The sequence below is a fragment of the Capnocytophaga cynodegmi genome (assembly GCF_002302475.1).
In the GTDB taxonomy this organism is placed as follows: Bacteria; Bacteroidota; Bacteroidia; order Flavobacteriales; family Flavobacteriaceae; genus Capnocytophaga; species Capnocytophaga cynodegmi.
This window is the reverse complement of record NZ_CP022378.1, coordinates 2178714-2198924: the sequence shown is the minus strand read 5'-3', so window position 1 is coordinate 2198924 and position 20211 is coordinate 2178714. Positions and strand designations below refer to the sequence as shown.

Below are 20211 nucleotides of genomic sequence, written 5' to 3'. Positions count from 1 at the left end.
ATAATATCTAAATTTGCACCCGATTTGGAGTAACCTCTGGCGAAAGACGTGATATGTTGCCCAATGTTAACTAATAATATTTTTATTTTTTTATGGAATCTTTATTAAAGTATGTACAGGATAACTTTGTAGCAAAGAAGGATTTTCCTGAATTTTCAACAGGAGACACTATTACAGTGTATTATGAAATTAAAGAGGGAGACAAAAAGCGTACACAGTTTTTTAAAGGAGTTGTAATTCAACGCAAAGGAAGTGGAGCAACTGAAACTTTTACCATTCGTAAAATGTCAGGAACAGTTGGGGTTGAACGTATCTTCCCTTTCAATATGCCTGCTCTTCAAAAAATTGAAGTTAATAAAAGAGGAAAAGTTAGACGTGCTAGAATCTATTACTTCAGAGGACTTACTGGTAAAAAAGCTCGTATTAAAGAAATTAGATAATACGTACTATAGAAATAACGCAAAGAGCAAGAACAAAATCTTGCTCTTTTTTGTTATCTAAAATTTTTTATGGAAGATGGAGTAAATTCTTTAAAAAATGAAAAAATACCACTAAACCCTCAAAATACTGCATTTTCAATATTTTTACCTATATTTGCACGTACTTTTTGTAATTAAAATAACTAACTTTTAAATTTCAAGAAATCTTCACAAATCTTTGTACGCAATTCTGGACATAGAAACCACGGGAGGAAAATACAACGAAGAAGGCATTACAGAAATTGCCATTTATCGTTATGATGGTCATAAGGTGGTTGACCAGTTCATTTCCTTAGTTAACCCTGAAAGAGAAATTCAGCCTTTTGTTACAAAACTTACAGGAATTAACAACAAAATGTTACAAAATGCTCCCAAATTTTACGAAATTGCCAAAAGAATTGTAGAAATCACAGAGAATTGCACCATTGTAGCCCACAATGCTAGTTTTGATTATCGTATACTGCAAACCGAATTTCGCCGATTAGGATATGAATTTTCGAGAACTTCTTTATGCACGGTGGAACTCTCTCAACAAATTATTCCAGGAAAAGAATCCTATAGTTTGGGAAAGCTGACTCGTTCGTTAGGAATTCCTGTGAGTGAACAACATAGAGCTTCGGGAGATGCTTTGGCTACAATAAAGCTCTTTAAATATCTTCTGGAAAAAGACTCGAAAAAAAATATCATAACCAGCTCATTAAGAAATGATTTTCAGCAGGAAATGACTTCCAGACATATTCGCATTATAAACGAACTACCTGAACGTATTGGGGTGTACTATATGCACAATAAGGAGGGAAAAATCATTTACATTGGAAAACACAAAAATATAAAAAAACGAGTAAATCAAATATTTACTTCTGCAACCAAAAAAAATCAATTTTTACAACGAAACACGTATTCTGTAACATACGAGGAAACTGGAAATGAGCTAATTGCAATACTTAAAGAAATCGAAGAAATTCGGCAAAACAACCCAAAATTCAATCGAAGAAATAAGTACAAAACAGATAATATCAACTACATCTTAACAACACATCTTAACAAAGCGGGTTACCTTTGTTTCTCAACGAAATTGCTTGAAACCAATGATAACTTCATTACCACTTTTGAAACACAACATCAGGCTCAAAATTTTCTGTATCAAATAACTGAGGAGTTTCAATTGTGTCCTAAATTCCAAAATCTTTCACAAGCACGAAAAAATTGTTACAACTACACTGTGGGAAAGTGTTTCGGAGCTTGTGTGGAACTTGAACCTGTTGAACAATATAATGAAAGAGCAAAAAACGTTTTAAAAAAATATGGTTTTGTAAATCAGAATATTGCTATTGTTGATAAGGGAAGAAATACTGGAGAGAGAAGCATAATTCTTATCCTCGATGGAAATATCAAAGGATATGGTTTTTTCAACCTAAATTATCAGCTTTCACAATTGGAAATCATAGAAAATTTGATAACTCCCCTACCCAATTCACTGATAAACAGACATATTTTGCATTCTTATTTGAGAAATCACAACGTATTGAAAATCATAAATCTTGATAAACAAAAAACTTTCAATAATGAATAAAAATATTTTTATTGTACTATTCGTGCTTTCAGCAATTTTGAACCTGATTTTACTTACAACGAAACAGAAAAAAACGAATGAACAAGTACAAACATCGGAAAATCACTTAGAAAAACCTCTTTCCTTAAAAGAAAAAGAAATTTTGATTGATTCTATCCGAAAATTAACTATCGAAAAAAGCGAATTAAAGTACTTCAATCTTGACGATAATACCTACGCTCGAGATTATTTTGCAAAAATGGGAATAAAAAATCCGACGGAGTTAGTAACCTCAGCCATTTTGAAAACAAACACAGATAAAAAACAACATTCTTTAATTCGGTTTAAGTCTCAAAATGATTCGTTTCAGATAAACAAAGTTAAAGTTTTAAACAATAAGTGGCTTATTTGTGATTTCTCTGATGGTGAAAACTGGGGAGAATTACTCATTAAATATCAGATTAACGACGATAAGAAAATCAATTTTATTGTATTTGATGACCTGATTTATTCAGATACAAACGAATAATTCTCATCTTTATTGAATTGATTATTCTTGAAAAAACATCAATGTATTATTTTACATCATTGATTTACAATTTTTTGAATAAGAATCATAAAAAAAGAAATAAAAATTTTAAAAAATAATTTGCAGATGTCAGAAATTGTTGTACATTTGCAACCGCATAAGTGAAATAACTGATGCATTATTGGAGAGATGGCAGAGCGGTCGAATGCGGCGGTCTTGAAAACCGTTGACTGTAACAGGTCCGGGGGTTCGAATCCCTCTCTCTCCGCAGTAAAGGGTATAAATCAAGTAGTTACGAGATTTACACCCTTTTTTACACCCAAAAATATCGAATGATTTCTTATTTCTTCCCCAAATTCTTCATATTTTTCCCACATTTATGGCTTTAATTTTTCAGATTGGCTCAGAACTAAACTTTTGAGTTAAAAACTTCAAGTTACATCTTACTCAAAACACTAAAAATCAAATAATTACAAAAAAAATTCTTGCTAATTTCCACACGTGTTGTCCCAATAATACAACCCAAAAACATAATTTGCAACACTTTTCACACAAAAACAGAAAAATAAAGACCTCCCGATAAAGTACATCGGGAGGTTTTGCGTTAAATACAATGTTGTGATTACCCTCCAATATGAGAGCAGTTCCAACCAAAAGTACAATTTTTATGAGAATTTCAGAGTTGTGATTACCCTCCAAAATGAGAGCAGTTCCAACTATTAGCAATTTATGAATATTCATTCCCTTGTTGTGATTACCCTCCAAATACTTCGTATTCATGAGTTCTTTTGAAAAACAATAAAAACTCACGAATAAAATGAGAGCAGTTCCAACAGAACAGATGAACCCATAGAAACACGCTATGTTGTGATTACCCTCCAAAATGAGAGCAGTTCCAACGGTTGCTTTGAGGACTTTTGTGGCGAGTTCGTTGTGATTACCCTCCAAAATGAGAGCAGTTCCAACGCTTTTCAAGAAATTATCGTAAATGCTTCTGTTGTGATTACCCTCCAAAATGAGAGCAGTTCCAACTTTAACAACGAATTAGTTAATAGAATATTCGTTGTGATTACCCTCCAAAATGAGAGCAGTTCCAACTTTAACAACGAATTAGTTAATAGAATATTCGTTGTGATTACCCTCCAAAATGAGAGCAGTTCCAACCAACTTTTATCGAAACACAATGGTTTGGGTGTTGTGATTGCCCTCCAAAATGAGAGCAGTTCCAACAACCTGTATATGTTTATTATCAGCTTATTGTGTTGTGATTACCCTCCAAAATGAGAGCAGTTCCAACGATTTACATTTACACGATTTTAGGGGCTTTGTTGTGATTACCCTCCAAAATGAGAGCAGTTCCAACCTCAATGCTAAAAAATGAGTGTATAAAACTGTCAATCAGGAGTGTAATATCATATATTTTACTTCATCAGTGCTTCTTTTTCCCTTTTAAATACTTCTGCAAAGTACTCGGCATAGGTTTTTCCTTTTGCTATCTTGCCACATTTTTCTTGGCAATAGTCCCAAAATTCTTTTTTAGGCAATTGGTTGTGTGCAAATTTATTACGAATATAGGTTAAAACAAAGGCTTTTTGTTCTAAATCGGTTGCTTCTTGTTTTAGTTGGTTAATGTCCACATCTTCAGGTTTAGTATCTAAGTTGAATACCTTATAACCATCCACATTTTCATTTTTAAATTGCTTTAAAAGTCCGTTGAGAATGTAGTATTTGAAATTTTGATTATCCCCTTTTTTTAATATTTCCTTATCTTTTACCTTTTCTAAAATATATTCCTCTATAAGGTGGACTTCCTTCAGCAGTTCTTCTCTTCTTACTTTTTCATACTGTTCTATTTCTCTTTCCACTACATACGGATAATTTTCCTCTTCCTTACTTTCTTTGATTAGAAACGCCTGCCATTTTATATTTTCCTCATATGTTAAGAAAGCTTGAACCCTTTGGTCGTATTCATATTTTATGAAATTACCCACATTTTTCAGCTTTACATTTTCTACCGTAATTTTTCCGTCACACAAGTTTAAATCAACGGTTTTGTTCCAAATATAGTTGGTATTTCGCTCACCCGTTTGCTTGGCTTTCTCCTGATTTTCTAAGCGTTCCTCCCGAGACTGATACAAGTCTTCTAACGAAAACCGATCGATGCTATCTTGTTTAAACACTGATTTGAAAATATGTTTCGCCATCAAAAGTGTAAACACATCGTTTTTCTTTTGTTGGTAGATTTTGGTTTTTCGTTTTCGGTCTGCTTGTTTTTTTTCCAACTTTACAAGCGGATAATTTTCAGTATCATAAAATGTCTGAAAATTCTGATATTCTTTATAATACTTAAACCAATGAGCAAAAAGAGCTTCATTTCCTTTAAAAGTTTTTCCTTTAATTATCGTAGGTTTTTCATTCATAAATCCTCTTTTTAAAAAAATCGGATATCCCAATATGGACTGAACCTGAGCATCTAATTCTTTGTGAATATAATTTTGTTTTTTCAAAAATTTAAAACACTCATTTTCTACCTTTTTGAAGACTTTATTTTCGTTTTTAAAGTTTTCGGCTTGTTGCACCAGCCCACTGATATGCTCCAATCGTTTATCTAAATAACGAGTGTAAAATTGGTACAAATATTTTTGCTGAAAATGTCCCCCCAACTCAAAAGGTAAATGCTTAAATACTTTTTCTTGAGGCAAAAGAGTTCTCAACTCCTCTTTACATTGTTCATAGTACGCCAATGATTTTTGCAACAAGCTGTGCTGTTCCCCTTTCCATTCGTTTTTGAAATCGGTAGGCATAAAGCGTTTGATGTCATTCGCCAACCAAACCGCTACTTTTCCTTTTTCTCGATAATAAAGAACTTCTTTTCGTGCAGGAACTTCAGGGTATTTTCTTCTAAGTTGATTTCTCAAGTATTGTTTATGATTTCTATCTCTGACTTTGTTTATCTCCCTATTTTTATCTTGATAAGCAATACATTCTTTATATTCTTTTTCACGAACCGTTTGTTCGTCTTTTAATTTTTGTAGAACGCTTTGCTCTTGCTTCAAATCTTTTATCAATTTCTCTTTATCAATAACAGTAGAATTATCGTCTTGATAAGGTTTTAATATCTTGGCATTGATATCTTTATCTATGATTTGCTGAATTTGAGTTTGAATTTTTCCTACGATTTTCTCTTCTAACTCTTTTCCAATTTCCTTTCTTAATTCTTTTTCACCTTTCTTTTCTAACTTTTCTTTCTTTTCCTCCCATTTATCGAAAAACTCATACAGAATGGAATGAATGTCATTCATACTCAGATAAGCCGTGGGTTGCCCACCGAAAACAATAATTTCTTCTTGATTATTTCCATTGATTGGAACTATTTCTTCTATAATGTTCTGGATAGACGGCTTGTTGGCTTTTCTTTGCTTGAGCTGATTGGCTTTTACGGCTTTATCTACTTCTGAAATGTATTTTTGGTTAAGCAATTTCACTTTTATCCCTATCTTCCCTGCTGTAGGCTGTTTCTCTCTATCCAAAATGCTACCTGCAATAGGAAAATCTTTATCATTAACGGAAATATTTTCCTTTGGAAAATCATAATTGGGGTTAGGAAAAACTTCCCAATAGTGTTCTCTATCTTCATTGGTTTCGGTATTTTTTATAAACAATGCTTTTTTATGTTCCAATTCCGAAAGCCTGCCGAAAACGGTAATTTTTTCTTTTATTCTTCGGTCGGAAATCAGATGTTCTTTAGGGCGAGAATCGTGAAGATAATCCCCTAAATGTACCTGAAAACGAAGCGTAGGGAACTGAGCAAACTCATCTAAAAATCGAATGGCAAAATAATTGAATTTATCTTCGTAACGCTTGCGAATCATTGGATGAATTACCTGCTCTTCTTCCATTGTCCCTACATCGCTATTGTTTTCTTTTAGGTATTCGTTCCAATCTTCGATGAAAGTTTTTTGTACATCTTCGCTCAAATTTTGATAGACCACATCGGGTACTTTGCTCAATTCATCGAGCATCTGCATCATTAGAGTTTCTTTGGCGTAAATGGAAAGCTGTTCAGCATTTTCTGCCTCACCATAATTGATTTCAGCCGTTCTTACTTTTCGCTTCAATTTTTTGTAAGCCAAATGCGAGAAAATTTCGTGCGTAGCCATAAAACAAATGCTGTTTTTTCTATGGCTCACCGTTGCTTCAGATACTGTTGCTTCATCGATAACGGTTGCCTTAAATCCTGCTATTTTCGATTTGAATGCGTGTATTTCTTGTTTGGTAAGAAACAAAGAAAGCAGGAAGACTACTCCGTTTTTTGAAATTGGAATTTCCAAATCACCTTTTTCTTGCTGAGGATAACTTTCAGTATTGTATTTTGTTTTGCTCGATTCTTTTAGGCTATCTTTTTTCTTATTGATATAAAAATCAAAAGCATCATTATAAATCGCTGCTATTAAATCATCCCTTTTGTCGCTGTATTTGAATGGAGGCACCAATTTTCTCTCTCCTCTTTCTCTTTGGTTTCTACGCTTTTCCTCTATTTTTTCTGCTGTTTCTCTTAGATAGTTTAATTTCTTTTGGCATAAAATATCCAATTGTTTTTCTATGCTTTTCTTCAGAATTTCTTTTGTTTTATCGGTTTTTACTTTTTTCTTTTTCACCGTTAAAACCGTGCTTTTCAGCATTTCATCTAATACAGCAAATATTTCATCTGGAATTTCTACCTTCCCGTGTTCCTTATGTGTATAAAAGTTTCTTAAATCCCTTACGGCTTTTATAATGCCTTTGAAATTCTTTTTAAAATTTTCTTTTCGTTCTTTTATAGGAACTTCTTTTTTATCCAAAAGACGAACCATAGGGAAATAATCCGAAAGCAATTTCACATACCTTTCGTATTCCACTAATGAAATATTTTCCTTAAAGATAGCATCAAAAAAATTCTCTGAAGTGTATTCTTTGCCTTTTAATCTTTTTCCCAATTCTCTAAATACACTATCCATATTTTCCATTGCTGCATTGAGATAACCCGCAAAATAAGATTTATCCTGTGGTTTAAAAGAGTTGTAATAAATATTATTCCCTAAAGATGTTTTATTTTCCATAGTTAGTTTTTATTTTTTGTGATGTGTTAATTCTGCATAATAAAGTCCGAAGATTCTGTCTGTCATTTTTACCCGAAACCATTGGGCTATAACAGACGAAATTCCGCCTATAACCAAAGTCCCTATCACAATTGTAATGATTTTGCTACTCAGCGTACAATCGTTCATAAAAAAGGAAGCTAATAAAAAGATAACACTCACGGGAAGTACAAATAGCGAAAGCGTTACAATGTTCCGAAACAAGAAATAAATACTCTGAAAATTTTTTGCTTGGGATATTTTGCCTTGTGCCTCTAAATAATAATACGCTGTATCAAAGACACTTCCATTACTGATATTTTCTGTTGCCGAAATTCCTTTATTTGCCCTATAAATCTCTTTTAAATGAGGAAGAATTTCAGTGATGTACTCGTCGTTTTTCATTTTGTCCATAGGCGTACAAGCCAATTTTTGGTACCACTTTCTCTTTATCAACCGAAATGTAATGATATGAATAAGGCATCCTATAAATAGGGCAATGGCAAAAAACAACAGACTATCGCTAAGGTTTCCTGCTGTAATGAGTGGGGCTTTCCCAAAAACATATTCCGCTGAGAAATTCATTAGCTCAATCATAATGACTCCCAGAACTACAAAGGAGAGCAATTCGTAAATAGATAATCTTTCCATAAACTATAAATTTTTAAATCACAAATGTAAGTTAATTATCTCAATAAAATTTAATAAAAATTAGCATTTTTAAAACTACATAGTTATTTCTGGACTATCTCAAAATCAAAACTCTAAAAACAGCCATTCCTTCTGCTCTAATCTTTAGTAAGTTACAGATTCTGATTAAAATACAAAACTTCGAAACCCTAAAAATAACTTATTAGATTCATAAGAATAGCGTTAGAAAATTTCATACGTTTGGACTAATGTAATTCATTTTAACATAAATAGTTTAAAAATTTATTGTATATTTGCTCACAGGTGCTCTAAAAAAGTAAAATGAATTTTATATGAAGAATATTGTGATGTTGTGTAAAAAACATTTTCAATGGCTCAAAGATTTATTAACATAACACCATAAACTTCAAAACATCTACATACAAAAATATATCTAAATAAACGGTAATTACTATCACAAACAAAAATCAAAATGGAATTTTTAAATTTAGATGAATCTGTTCAATCTGCTATCAAAATAGCTAAGTCAATAGCTCGAGAGTACGGTAATAAATATTACACTCCTGCACACTTACTAAAAGCCCTTCTTCACAAAGAAGTAGGGATAGGAAGTTTTGTCACAGCTTTAGGGAAAGATGCTTTATTTTTGGAAGAATGGGCTGAAATCCGTATAGAAGACTGTGAGAAATTTTCAGGAATTACTGAAATAGAAGCGGATAAAAAAATACATAAAGTTTTTGAGGAAGCGGATAACATACGACTGAAGTTAGGATTACTACAAATAAATCCTATCTGTACACTAGGGGCTATCGCCAAACCCGAAGTAGGCTTTTCCTCTGATCAATTAAAATCTTTTCCTATTAGAGAAAGAGATATTTTAGATTTTTTCTTGCAGGGAGATAACTTGCAACTACACTCTCTACACCAAGCTGAAGGACAAGACATAGAAAAAACATCTGTGAAACCTCTTACCAATCTTCTGAAATATTGCATCGATAAAACAGCTCAGGCGATGGAAAATAAAATATTTCCGATTGTTTGTCGTTCTAAAGAAAATAGACAAATGTTAGAGATTTTAGGACGACATAGTAAGCCCAATGTAATGATTATTGGAGATTCTGGTGTAGGTAAAACGGCTATGGTAGATGGCTTAGTATATGATATAATCAATGAAAAAGTACCATCCTTTTTATCTGGAACAACCATTTGGGAGCTTGATAATGGAGCTTTAATTGCGGGAGCAACCTACAAAGGAGAAATAGAGGACCGACTTAAAAACATCATTAAGGAACTTCGTCAAATGGATAAAGTTATTTTATTTATAGATGAAATACACACTTTGTTAGATCCTAAACAAGGTAATGCCGGAGCTGCAAATATTTTAAAACCCGAGCTTTCCAAAGGAAATTTAACAGTTATTGGAGTAACAACTATTGACGAATACCGAAAATTAATTGAGCCCGATCACGCTTTTAGTCGTAGATTTGAAGTATTGCAAATAGAAGAACCCACAACTGATAATGCTACATTAATGGTACAATTTGTTCTTGAAAAATATAAAGGTTTTCATCAATTGGAAGTTAGTGAGGAAGCTTTGAAAAAATGCGTATTAATGGCAAAACGTTACGTAAAAGATCGTCGATTGCCCGATTCCGCAATTGATTTGCTAGATAGAACAATGTCTGCCGTGAAAATGACTAATGAAACAGCTAATTCAGATCATATCTCACTACTAGAAAATTTGAGTAAACTAGAGGAAAATCGGTTAGAATTTTCGGAAGAAGACTTTTCAAATAAGGTATCGCTACTTTGGAAAGATTTTTCATCACATTTGAATCCTATAATACAAGGACATATTAATCAAGAAGTTAAAATAGATGAAAACACTACTGGTTCCGCAGTCTTTACTTTATTAAACGAAGTTGTTGATAAATTACATCATTTTACAAAAAATCCAATAAAACAGGTTGACGAAGATCATCTCGCGTGTGTAGTAGCTGCCAAAACGAATATTCCCGTAGGAAAAATTCAGGAAGGTGAAAAAGAACGACTTCTAAAAATGGAAAGCCAATTGCAAAAACGTGTTGTTGGACAGAACCACGCCATAAAATCATTGGTTGATGCCATATTGGAGTCCCGAAGCGGAATGAACAAACAAGGACAGCCTATTGGGTCATTTTTCTTTTTAGGTCCAACAGGGACAGGAAAAACAGAGCTTACTAAATCCTTAGCTGAAGCGTTATTCAATGATGAAAAAGCAATGATACGTTTTGATATGTCTGAATTTAAAGAAGAGCACTCTGCTGCACTGCTCTATGGTGCTCCTCCTGGCTATGTAGGATATGAAGAGGGAGGGCTCTTAGTTAATAAAATTCGTCAACAGCCTTATTCGGTAGTCCTTTTTGATGAAATAGAGAAAGCACATTCTTCTGTATATGATATTTTTCTACAAATAATGGACGAAGGAAAACTTCACGACCGATTGGGAAAAGAGGGAGATTTTTCAAATGCAATCGTTATTTTCACTTCAAATGTGGGAAGTGAATGGATTGCCAAGGAGATGAACGAAGGAAGACAACCAACAACCATACAAATGATGGAAATAATGGGAAATTATTTCCGTCCTGAATTTTTAGCACGTTTGTCCGAAATTGTACCTTTTTCTCCTATCAAAGAAGAAATGTTGATGCAAATTTTTGACATTCAATTTAAAGGATTTCGCAAATTGCTACAAGCTCAATCAATGGATATAACACTTACAGATCAAGCTAAAAAAATGTTGGCTTTCAAAGGATTTACGCCTAAATATGGAGCTCGTCAGGTGGCAGGTACTATACGAAATTACCTCAGAAGACCTATTTCACGTATGATTCTATCTGGAAAGTTAAAAAAAGACCAAAAACTTAAAGGCTCACTTTCCACAAATGAAGAACTTGTATGGGAAGTAGAAAATTTGTAATGCTTTTGTAGAGCATCACCAATTGCTTGGCGGTATCTGCCATTTCAGTGATGCGAACGGAAGGTTTTAAGATTTTTAACATAACTAATTTTGTTTTTAAGATTTGTACTGATGTTACAAAGCTATGTAATTTGTTTTTAATAATCAATGATTTAGATTTATTTTAACATTTCAAAAAAACAAAATGAATTTATGCTTAAAGCGTTTTATATAAAATATTTTTTTATTTTACTAATCGCTGAAATACACCGTGTACAATTGTATTTTTGGTAAATCACTAATGAAATGGGTTGTGTACAATTATATTTTTAGTAAATCACTGATGAAATGGGTTATGTATAATTGTATTTTTAGTAAAACACGAGTGAAATGGGTTGTGTATGATTTTATTTTTGGTAAATCACTGATGAAATAGATTATACACAATTTTATTTGTAATTTCGCACTTTGTTCATTATGAATTTTTACTTATGGAAAAAATGATTGATATTTCAGAAATTTACTGTAATTTTTTATACGATATAAAAGAAAATGATATTATAGCAATATGTGTGCCCTTAATAGTTGCAATCTTCGGTTTAGCTTATCCAATTATTTTAGAACAAATATCTAAAATAGGAGCTAAATATAACTCTAAATATTTATTAGTTTTATTTGATAATGAATATTATCAAAAAAAAAGATTTTTTAAATCAAATATTTTTCAAATAAGTCTTATTTCTGCTTTAGTATCATTACTTTTTCATATAACTAAATTTCAACCTCTTTTTGGCTGGAATCATTGTGTAATAAATAATTCAGCGAAAATAATCACAATATTATTAACTATCAGTCTAATTATTATATTTTTTAAATGGTTAAATGAAATACGTAAATATATTGGTAATATTGATAATCTTTTAAATCATATAATAGAAAAATATAAAAAAACAAAGGAAGATAGTATAAAAAAAATATCTCTAATGACAATAAATGATATTGCTATTTACGCAATTAACACAAAAGATGTTGATTTACAAATTAAACTACTAAAGTTTTATACTGAATATGTTATTAATTTTAGAAATAATTTAAAAAAAAATACTGTTACATATGATGATGAATTTTATAATTTAGTAAGTAGTTTAGTAGATGAATGTGTAGAAAGAAATCATAAACATCTATTACCGCTTAGACATAGTGCTATTAATGGAAGTCTTCTTATTCCAAATGACTTTCAACAAATAAAAATATCAAAAGAAACTTATGAGTGGTTATGGTATAATGTTACTTTGATACGACATAATTATAATTTTGTTGCTGAATTTTGGAAAAACTCTTCTCAATACTTTAGTTTTGAATTGGGACAAATTTATCCAAATCCTCAATGGAATGAAAATGGTGAAATAATTGATGCAAATAAAGATATTAGCGAACAAAGAGAGGAAGAACGAAACAGATTTTTAGAATTTCATTATGCTTTTGGAGGGTTAATGCTTTATAGTAAAAATTATGAGGCATTAAATTATATGTTTACTTTTTCACAAACTCAACCACCAAAATATGAACTACTACCATATTCGATGATTGATATTTTTGAGTGGTTTGAATGGTTTTATAATGAAAATAATCATTTAGGTAACTTTATAGGTTTAGTAAAATATCCTTTTCCTGAGCTGGACAACTTAGGGAATAAACCATATGTAGTGTTTGAAATTTGTAAATATATTTGTATTTTATTTTTAAGACAATTTTCTATTCCTGAAACATTACACTATCACAATCCTACTAAACAACCTAATCTTCCTCAAGAGTTAAAAAAGTTATATAATTGGCAAAAAAGTTTAGAGTATTTCAGATTTTGCTTAAATAAAGTTTTAGAAGATGAAGAAGCGTTACGAAGACTTAATCTGCAACAAATGTTTGTTGAAAAAGAAAGTGAAATAAATAATTTTTTAATAGAATTAGAAGAAAGTATTAAAACAATTATACAAAATGAAAAGGAAAATGCAAAAATTTCAAAGAGTAAAGAGTTGCAATTTTATAAATCATCAAGTAAAATATTAGGTGATGGATTTAAACAATATGAAAATATAAGAAACAAAGAAGGATTTGATAATACAGATAAAGATGTAAAGGCTTTCATACGTGGAAGTCAAACTCTTTCACCAAAATCATCATTTACAGACGGAGATACTCCTTGTGTTAATTGTGATAGTGTATTTGCACACGGCATAGTACAATGGAATTTAAAAAAATATATTCCTAATGCTTTTCTTATGGCAAGAACACAAAGCTACTTGCTAAGTAAAGATGATTTAATTAAAGGAATCAATAAAATTGTTGATGAAAAGGAAAATGTATGTATCATTGCTTTTAATTTAGGATGTGAAATTATTCAAAGTATTAAGCAAAGTAAATATAAAGACAAAATTATATATTTGCCTTCAACTGATTTAAGAAATTTAATTTTTATATTAGAAGAAAAAGATTTACCTAAATTTACTTTTAAAGATATTAAAGAAGAAGAAAAAGAGAAATTTCATTTAGAAGAAATTGATAAAAATTATAAAATATATGCTTCCATAATAGATATTAACTTACCTAAAAATGAAAAATTAAAAAATATATATGCTAATAATTTAGACAAAGATAATTTACAAGTATTAGAAACTTTGAGTTTTATAACTGAAATTCGTTTTAGAGCAGATAGAAAAATAATTCAAATAAAAGTAAATTCAGTATATGAAGAATCAGGTTCTGTTAATAGTTTAGATGATTTGAAACCTCTGTAAACTTTTTATTTTATTTGTCTCACTGCTGAAGTAATTCGTGTAACATCTTATTTTATCTATTTCAGTAGTGATTTGACTTGTATAACATTATACTTTTGTTATATCACTTGAACCATAATTAAAATAACTTTATACCATAAAAAAACACGCTCCGTATGGAGCGTGTTTTATATAAAATATTTGTGACTTCATTTTTAAAGTGAATGCCCGTCCGTGCTACGGACTATTTCACTTCTTCAAAATCTACATCTTGCACGTTGTCGCCGTTTTGTTGTTGCTGACCGCCTGTGTTAGGTTGTGGTTCGCTTTGGGCTTGTTGTGCTTTGTAAAGGTCTTCGGAGGCTTGTTTCCACGCTTCGTTGATTCTGTCCAAAGCAGGTTGAATTTGTCCCAAATCTTGGCTTTGGTGTGCTTTTTTCAACTCTTCCAAAGCAGACTCAATGCCTGATTTCTTATCTGCCGGAAGTTTGTCGCCAAATTCTTTCAGTTGTTTTTCAGTTTGGAAAATCATTGAGTCTGCCTCGTTGATTTTATCGGCTTTTTCTTTGGCTTTTTTGTCGGCTTCGGCGTTGGCTTCGGCTTCGCGTTTCATTTTCTCGATTTCCTCTTGTGAAAGTCCTGATGAGGCTTCAATTCGGATGTCGTGCGATTTGCCGGTTCCTTTATCGGTTGCCGAAACTTTGATAATTCCGTTAGCGTCGATATCAAAAGTTACTTCGATTTGAGGAACGCCACGCGGTGCTGGTGGAATACCATCTAAGTGGAAACGTCCTATCGTTTTGTTATCGTTTGCCATTGGTCGTTCTCCTTGCAACACGTGGATTTCTACACTTGGCTGATTGTCAGCAGCGGTTGAAAACACTTGTGATTTCTTGGTCGGAATGGTAGTATTGGCCTCGATAAGTTTGGTCATCACTCCTCCCATTGTTTCGATACCGAGTGAAAGTGGAGTTACGTCCAAAAGCAATACATCTTTTACATCTCCTGTCAAAACTCCCCCTTGAATAGCCGCACCAACAGCTACCACTTCATCAGGGTTAACACTCTTGTTTGGTTTCTTTCCGAAGAATTTTTCTACCGCTTCTTGCACCGCAGGGATACGTGTAGAACCTCCTACTAAAATCACTTCGTCAATATCGCTTGTTGAAAGTCCTGCATTTTTAAGAGCTGTACGACAAGGCTCGATGGTTCTTTTTACCAAATCGTCAATCAATTGCTCAAATTTTGCACGAGTAAGGGTACGTACCAAGTGTTTTGGACCTGTTGCCGTAGCTGTGATGTATGGCAAGTTGATTTCAGTTTGTGTAGAAGAAGAAAGCTCAATTTTCGCTTTTTCCGCAGCTTCTTTAAGACGTTGCAACGCCATTGGGTCTTTACGCAAATCCATTTGCTCTTCTGCCTGAAACTCTTCGGCTAACCAATTGATGATTTTTTCATCTACATCGTCACCTCCAAGATGTGTATCTCCGTCAGTTGCAAGTACTTCGAATACGCCATCGCCTAACTCCAAGATAGATACGTCGTGCGTACCACCACCGAAGTCAAATACCACGATTTTTTGGTCGTTATGCTTTTTGTCCAATCCGTAAGCCAAAGCAGCAGCGGTAGGCTCGTTGATGATACGACGAACTTTAAGTCCTGCAATCTCTCCTGCTTCTTTGGTTGCCTGACGCTGTGCATCATTAAAGTATGCAGGAACGGTGATAACGGCTTCGGTTACCGTTTGTCCTAAGAAATCTTCGGCAGTTTTTTTCATTTTTTGAAGAATCATTGCTGAAATTTCTTGCGGAGTGTACAATCTTCCATCGATATCCACACGTGGCGTATCGTTATCGCCTTTTACCACTTTGTAAGGTACGCGACCTACCTCTTTATCTGACTCTGAAAATTTGTTCCCCATAAAACGTTTGATTGAGTAAACCGTTTTATTTGGGTTGGTAACCGCCTGACGTTTGGCAGCATCACCTACTTTTATTTCGCCTCCTTCCACAAAAGCTACTACAGAAGGAGTGGTTCTTTTACCTTCGGCATTGGTAATTACCACAGGGTCATTACCTTCCATTACAGAAACACACGAGTTGGTTGTTCCTAAGTCTATTCCAATAATTTTGCTCATATTCTTAATTTATTTTTAATTCAACATTTATTTATCACCTTAGGCGGAAATGCTCCGCTTTGGGCTTCGTGCTTCTAATAGTCAATGATTGTGCCAAAGGAAGAAATCTGACAAAATGACAGAAGAAGATATACCTCAAGTTGTAAGAAGTGGAATTTAACAGACAAAATAGCGTCGTCTAACCAAAAATCTGTAATTATTTTCTACCTTTGTGCGATTAACAAACCCTAACTCTATCACAATGGAGCCTCTTAAATTTAAAAATCTACATATTGAAAATCAGCTTGTAAATATTGCCTTACCTAATGGAATTTCACTTCATATCAAACGAGAAGACAAAAACCATCACTTTGTATCAGGAAATAAACTCAGAAAGTTAAAATACAACATTCTACAAGCACAAAAAGAAGGTAAAACACAATTACTAACCTTTGGAGGGGCTTATTCTAACCACATTGCAGCCACCGCAGCAGCAGGACAATTAATGGGATTAAAAACCATTGGCATCATTCGAGGAGAAGAATTACGCTCAAAAATAGATGAAAATCCAACATTAAGTTTTGCTCAAAAATGCGGAATGGACTTTCAATTCATTTCTCGTGAGAACTATCGCCTAAAACACACTAATGAATTCTTACATCAACTTAAAAAGCATTATGGTTCAGATACCTACATCGTTCCTGAAGGTGGTACAAATGAGTTTGCTGTAAAAGGTTGTGAAGAAATTTTAACCGAACAAGATAGCAAATTTGACGTAATTTGTTCGGCTGTAGGAACAGGAGGAACTATTTCAGGGCTTATCAATTCAAGTTTTGCCCACCAAATAGTGTTAGGTTTCCCTGCTCTGAAAGGCGAGTTTCTCTCTGATGTGATAAAGCAATATACCTCCAAAACCAATTGGCGACTAATTCACGACTATAATTTTGGTGGATATGCTAAGGTTTCTGACGAACTAATATCTTTTTTGAATAACTTTAACAAAAAAACGGGAATTTCATTAGACCCAATTTACACAGGTAAAATGATTTTTGCTATTTTTGCACTTTCAAATAAAAACTTTTTTAAACCCAATACCAAAATATTGGCTATCCACACAGGTGGTTTGCAAGGTATTCAAGGGATAAATCAAAAAAGAGCTAAAAAAAATCAAGAAACATTAAACTATGATTAAAAAAATCGGCATATTTTTACTTGCAATATTTGTTCTTTCTTCTTGTTCTTCAAAATATTATAAAAATAAGAAAAATCCGAAGAGAGTAACCTATCGTGGGCAACGACCTTCAACAAATACAATTCCTAAAAAAAATACGGCTGTCGTAAATCCGAAAAAGTATCATAATTCAGAAGAATATTACCACGAAATCCCTCCTGCTGTTCAGGTAACTCCTTCCGTAACGCAAAAATATATCGATGATTATAAAGAAATTGCTATGGTGGAAATGCAACGCTATAAAATTCCGGCGAGTATTACACTGGCTCAAGCAATTTTGGAAAGTGGTTCTGGACAAGGAAAATTGGCAAGACACGGCAATAACCACTTCGGAATCAAATGCCATTCATCTTGGCAAGGTAAAACGATGACACACGACGATGATGAAAAAGGGGAATGTTTCCGTCGATATAAGTATGCTTTTGAATCGTTTGAAGATCATTCTACTTTTTTAGTAAATCGCAACCGATATGCTTTTCTATTTGACTTAGAACCTGATGATTACGTTGGTTGGGCTCACGGCTTAAAAAAGGCGGGATACGCAACAGATCCTGGATACGCCAAAAAACTAATTCAGCTCATCAAAAAACATAAATTATATGAGTATGACCAACAAGTTTTAAATCCTAATGGAAAAGTTGCTAGTATTCCGAAAACAAATACGCCAATAGAAACTTCAAAAGCAGAAGTTCTAGTAACAAGCACTCCTAAACCCAACATTACAGAAATTCCTAAATCAACTGAAAATCAGAATAAAACAAAATATTATATAGTAAAATCGGGTGATACACTTTACAAAATCGCCAGAGAACAACAAGTTTCCATTCAGCAAATTATGAAACTTAATAATTTGAATGAGAAAACAAGTAATGAAATAAAAGTAGGTCAAAAATTACAATTAAACTGACATTTTGAAAATAAAAGACTTAAAAAATTATTTATATCAAAACCTGAATTTTCTTTATCCAAAGGAAGAAATTCAGGTTTTTTATTTTATGTTGTTGAATTTCTACGGAAATCTTTCCAAGACAGACATACTTCTTTACTCAGAAAAAGATTTAGATAGCTCTTTGGAAATAAATATTTTAAATGCAGTAAACGAACTAAAATCCGAAAAACCTATACAATATATATTGGGAGAAACAGAGTTTTTTTCAAATCGATTTTTTGTTGATGAAAATGTGCTGATACCTCGCCAAGAAACTGAAGAATTAGTCGATTGGATTATTTCTGAAACAACTCACAATAAACCAATAAGTATTTTAGATATTGGGTGTGGAAGTGGCTGTATTTCAATTTCCCTTGCTAAAGCTTTACCCGACGCCAGAGTAACTGCCTTGGATGTCTCAGAAAAGGCTATTGCAATAGCACAAAAAAATGCAATTGAAAACAATGTAAACATTCACTTTCTTAAAAAAAACATTTTGGAAGTCGATTTTCTACCAGAAAAATATGATATTATTGTTTCAAATCCGCCTTACGTACGAGAATTAGAAAAAAAAGAGGTTCGTAACAATGTACTAAACTACGAGCCTCACTTAGCCTTGTTCGTATCAAATGAAAAGCCTCTGATTTTCTATAAAAAAATCGCTCAACTGGCAAAATTATCACTCAATGAAGGAGGAAAATTATTCTTTGAAATCAACCAGTATTTAGCAGAAGAAACCAAAAATACAATTATAAAAGAAGGATTTGAAAAAGTGGAACTAAAAAATGATTTGTTAGGAAACACCAGAATGATTAAGGCTGAATAATCAAAAAAATAACCGACTACTATTAGTCGGTTATTTTCTGTGCCTACGACTGGATTCGAACCAGCACGCCCGAAAGCACCACCCCCTCAAGATGGCGAGTCTACCAATTTCTCCACGTAGGCATCAAAACCATATTAATACAAAAAAAGTTAAGCAAAAACTTAACTTTTTCTGTGACCTGGCTGGGGCTCGAACCCAGGACCCCAACATTAAAAGTGTTGTGCTCTACCAACTGAGCTACCAAGTCATTAAAAAATAAAAAAACAAATTGTATAACCCTGTGACCTGGCTGGGGCTCGAACCCAGGACCCCAACATTAAAAGTGTTGTGCTCTACCAACTGAGCTACCAAGTCATCATTCATTTCTTGAATGCGGGTGCAAATGTATAGCTTTTTTTTTTATTTAGCAACAAAAAATTAATTATTTTTGCATCATATTTTTATTTTTCTATCAAAAATACTAATAAACAAAAAGTTACATATGAAAATAATTTTATTAGGTTATATGGGAAGTGGAAAATCTACATTAGGAAAAGCCCTTGCACAGAGAAAAAATCTCCAATTTATCGATTTAGACACATATATTGAAGAGAAAGAAAACACTTCTATCAAAGAAATTTTTGACACAAAAGGAGAAATTTACTTCCGTAAGAGAGAGTCCTTTTATTTGAATGAGTTACTTCTTTCCGAAAAGGATTTTGTTTTGGCTTTAGGTGGTGGAACGCCTTGCTTTGGAAATAATATGCACCTAGTATCCAAATCAACTAAAAACACCTTTTATTTAAAGTATATTCCTAAATCATTAACAGAACGTTTACTCTTGGAAAAAGAATATCGCCCTTTAATTTCAGATTTAAAAGATGAAGATTTAGAAGATTTCATCAGAAAACACCTCTTTGAGCGAAATATATTCTACACAAAAGCAAATTATATTATTACTATGGATAATTTATCTTTAGAAGAAAGTTTAGAGAAAATAGAAGTTTTACTGAATTATTAGATGAATAACTCTTACAAAAAAACTCAAGATATTATATCTTGAGTTTTTTATTATAACATTTTATTTCCGA

General features: G+C 32.6%; 13 protein-coding genes and 4 tRNA genes. 11 read left to right on the top strand and 6 right to left on the bottom strand.

Going from position 1 to position 20211, the window contains the following annotated elements; translation table 11 throughout:
• Positions 1–92: 92 nt before the first annotated feature.
• The 5 genes from rplS to CGC48_RS11975 all read left to right on the top strand — a co-directional run bounded on the left by rplS (position 93) and on the right by CGC48_RS11975 (position 3844).
• Positions 93–440 carry a 50S ribosomal protein L19 gene (rplS, locus tag CGC48_RS09750; RefSeq protein WP_018278940.1) on the top strand — a complete coding sequence of 116 codons (348 nt, stop codon included), beginning with the start codon at positions 93–95 and terminating at the stop codon, positions 438–440.
• Positions 441–633: 193 nt separating this feature from the next.
• On the top strand, positions 634–2052 hold the full coding sequence (locus CGC48_RS09745) for an exonuclease domain-containing protein (protein WP_098029413.1): 1419 nt from the start codon (positions 634–636) through the stop codon (positions 2050–2052).
• Complete coding sequence (locus CGC48_RS09740) at positions 2045–2560, top strand: hydrolase (protein WP_157909903.1); 516 nt, start codon at positions 2045–2047, stop codon at positions 2558–2560. The genes CGC48_RS09745 and CGC48_RS09740 overlap by 8 nt, the downstream gene beginning before the upstream one ends.
• 183 nt (positions 2561–2743) lie before the next feature.
• Positions 2744–2828: transfer RNA gene (locus CGC48_RS09735), tRNA-Ser, on the top strand.
• Positions 2829–3427: 599 nt separating this feature from the next.
• A complete protein-coding gene (locus CGC48_RS11975; RefSeq protein WP_449384839.1) occupies positions 3428–3844 on the top strand; it encodes a hypothetical protein in 417 nt (138 codons plus the stop codon).
• 137 nt (positions 3845–3981) lie between these two features.
• On the opposite strand, the gene cas13b is transcribed toward CGC48_RS11975, so the two are convergent.
• Positions 3982–7659 (bottom strand): type VI-B CRISPR-associated RNA-guided ribonuclease Cas13b, encoded by a 3678-nt coding sequence (gene cas13b, locus CGC48_RS09725; protein WP_098029410.1) that lies wholly within the window; start codon positions 7657–7659, stop codon positions 3982–3984.
• Between the two features lie 9 nt (positions 7660–7668).
• Complete coding sequence (gene csx27, locus CGC48_RS09720) at positions 7669–8328, bottom strand: type VI-B CRISPR accessory protein Csx27 (protein ID WP_098029409.1); 660 nt, start codon at positions 8326–8328, stop codon at positions 7669–7671.
• Positions 8329–8800: 472 nt separating this feature from the next.
• Here csx27 and CGC48_RS09715 point away from each other — a divergent pair, with 472 nt between their 5' ends.
• Together CGC48_RS09715 and CGC48_RS09710 are read left to right on the top strand one after the other, a co-directional pair.
• Entirely contained in the window at positions 8801–11287 is a 2487-nt protein-coding gene (locus tag CGC48_RS09715; RefSeq protein ID WP_098029408.1) for an ATP-dependent Clp protease ATP-binding subunit, read from the top strand.
• A gap of 479 nt (positions 11288–11766) precedes the next feature.
• The gene (locus tag CGC48_RS09710) at positions 11767–14061 is read left to right on the top strand and encodes a hypothetical protein (protein ID WP_157909902.1); all 2295 of its coding nucleotides are present in this window, start codon (positions 11767–11769) and stop codon (positions 14059–14061) included.
• A gap of 223 nt (positions 14062–14284) precedes the next feature.
• On the opposite strand, the gene dnaK is transcribed toward CGC48_RS09710, so the two are convergent.
• Positions 14285–16177, bottom strand: a complete 1893-nt coding sequence (dnaK, locus tag CGC48_RS09705) for a molecular chaperone DnaK (RefSeq protein WP_041989532.1) — start codon at positions 16175–16177, stop codon at positions 14285–14287.
• 241 nt (positions 16178–16418) lie between these two features.
• On the opposite strand from dnaK, the gene CGC48_RS09700 reads away from it, so the two are divergent.
• The 3 genes from CGC48_RS09700 to prmC are packed head-to-tail and all read left to right on the top strand — an operon-like array spanning position 16419 to position 19141.
• A complete protein-coding gene (locus CGC48_RS09700; RefSeq protein ID WP_098029406.1) occupies positions 16419–17348 on the top strand; it encodes a 1-aminocyclopropane-1-carboxylate deaminase/D-cysteine desulfhydrase in 930 nt (309 codons plus the stop codon).
• Entirely contained in the window at positions 17341–18294 is a 954-nt protein-coding gene (locus CGC48_RS09695) for a glucosaminidase domain-containing protein (protein WP_098029405.1), read from the top strand. The genes CGC48_RS09700 and CGC48_RS09695 overlap by 8 nt, the downstream gene beginning before the upstream one ends.
• A 4-nt stretch (positions 18295–18298) precedes the next feature.
• Positions 18299–19141 (top strand): peptide chain release factor N(5)-glutamine methyltransferase, encoded by an 843-nt coding sequence (prmC, locus tag CGC48_RS09690; RefSeq protein WP_098029404.1) that lies wholly within the window; start codon positions 18299–18301, stop codon positions 19139–19141.
• 40 nt (positions 19142–19181) lie between these two features.
• Here the strand turns inward: prmC and CGC48_RS09685 are convergent.
• The 3 genes from CGC48_RS09685 to CGC48_RS09675 form a co-directional block, all read right to left on the bottom strand.
• Positions 19182–19263: transfer RNA gene (locus tag CGC48_RS09685), tRNA-Leu, on the bottom strand.
• A gap of 52 nt (positions 19264–19315) precedes the next feature.
• Positions 19316–19388: transfer RNA gene (locus CGC48_RS09680), tRNA-Lys, on the bottom strand.
• Between the two features lie 34 nt (positions 19389–19422).
• Positions 19423–19495 (bottom strand) — tRNA-Lys (locus tag CGC48_RS09675).
• A gap of 127 nt (positions 19496–19622) precedes the next feature.
• Here CGC48_RS09675 and CGC48_RS09670 point away from each other — a divergent pair.
• Positions 19623–20141: a shikimate kinase gene (locus CGC48_RS09670; RefSeq protein WP_098029403.1), complete on the top strand. Its 519-nt coding sequence runs from the start codon at positions 19623–19625 to the stop codon at positions 20139–20141.
• Positions 20142–20211: the final 70 nt, after the last annotated feature.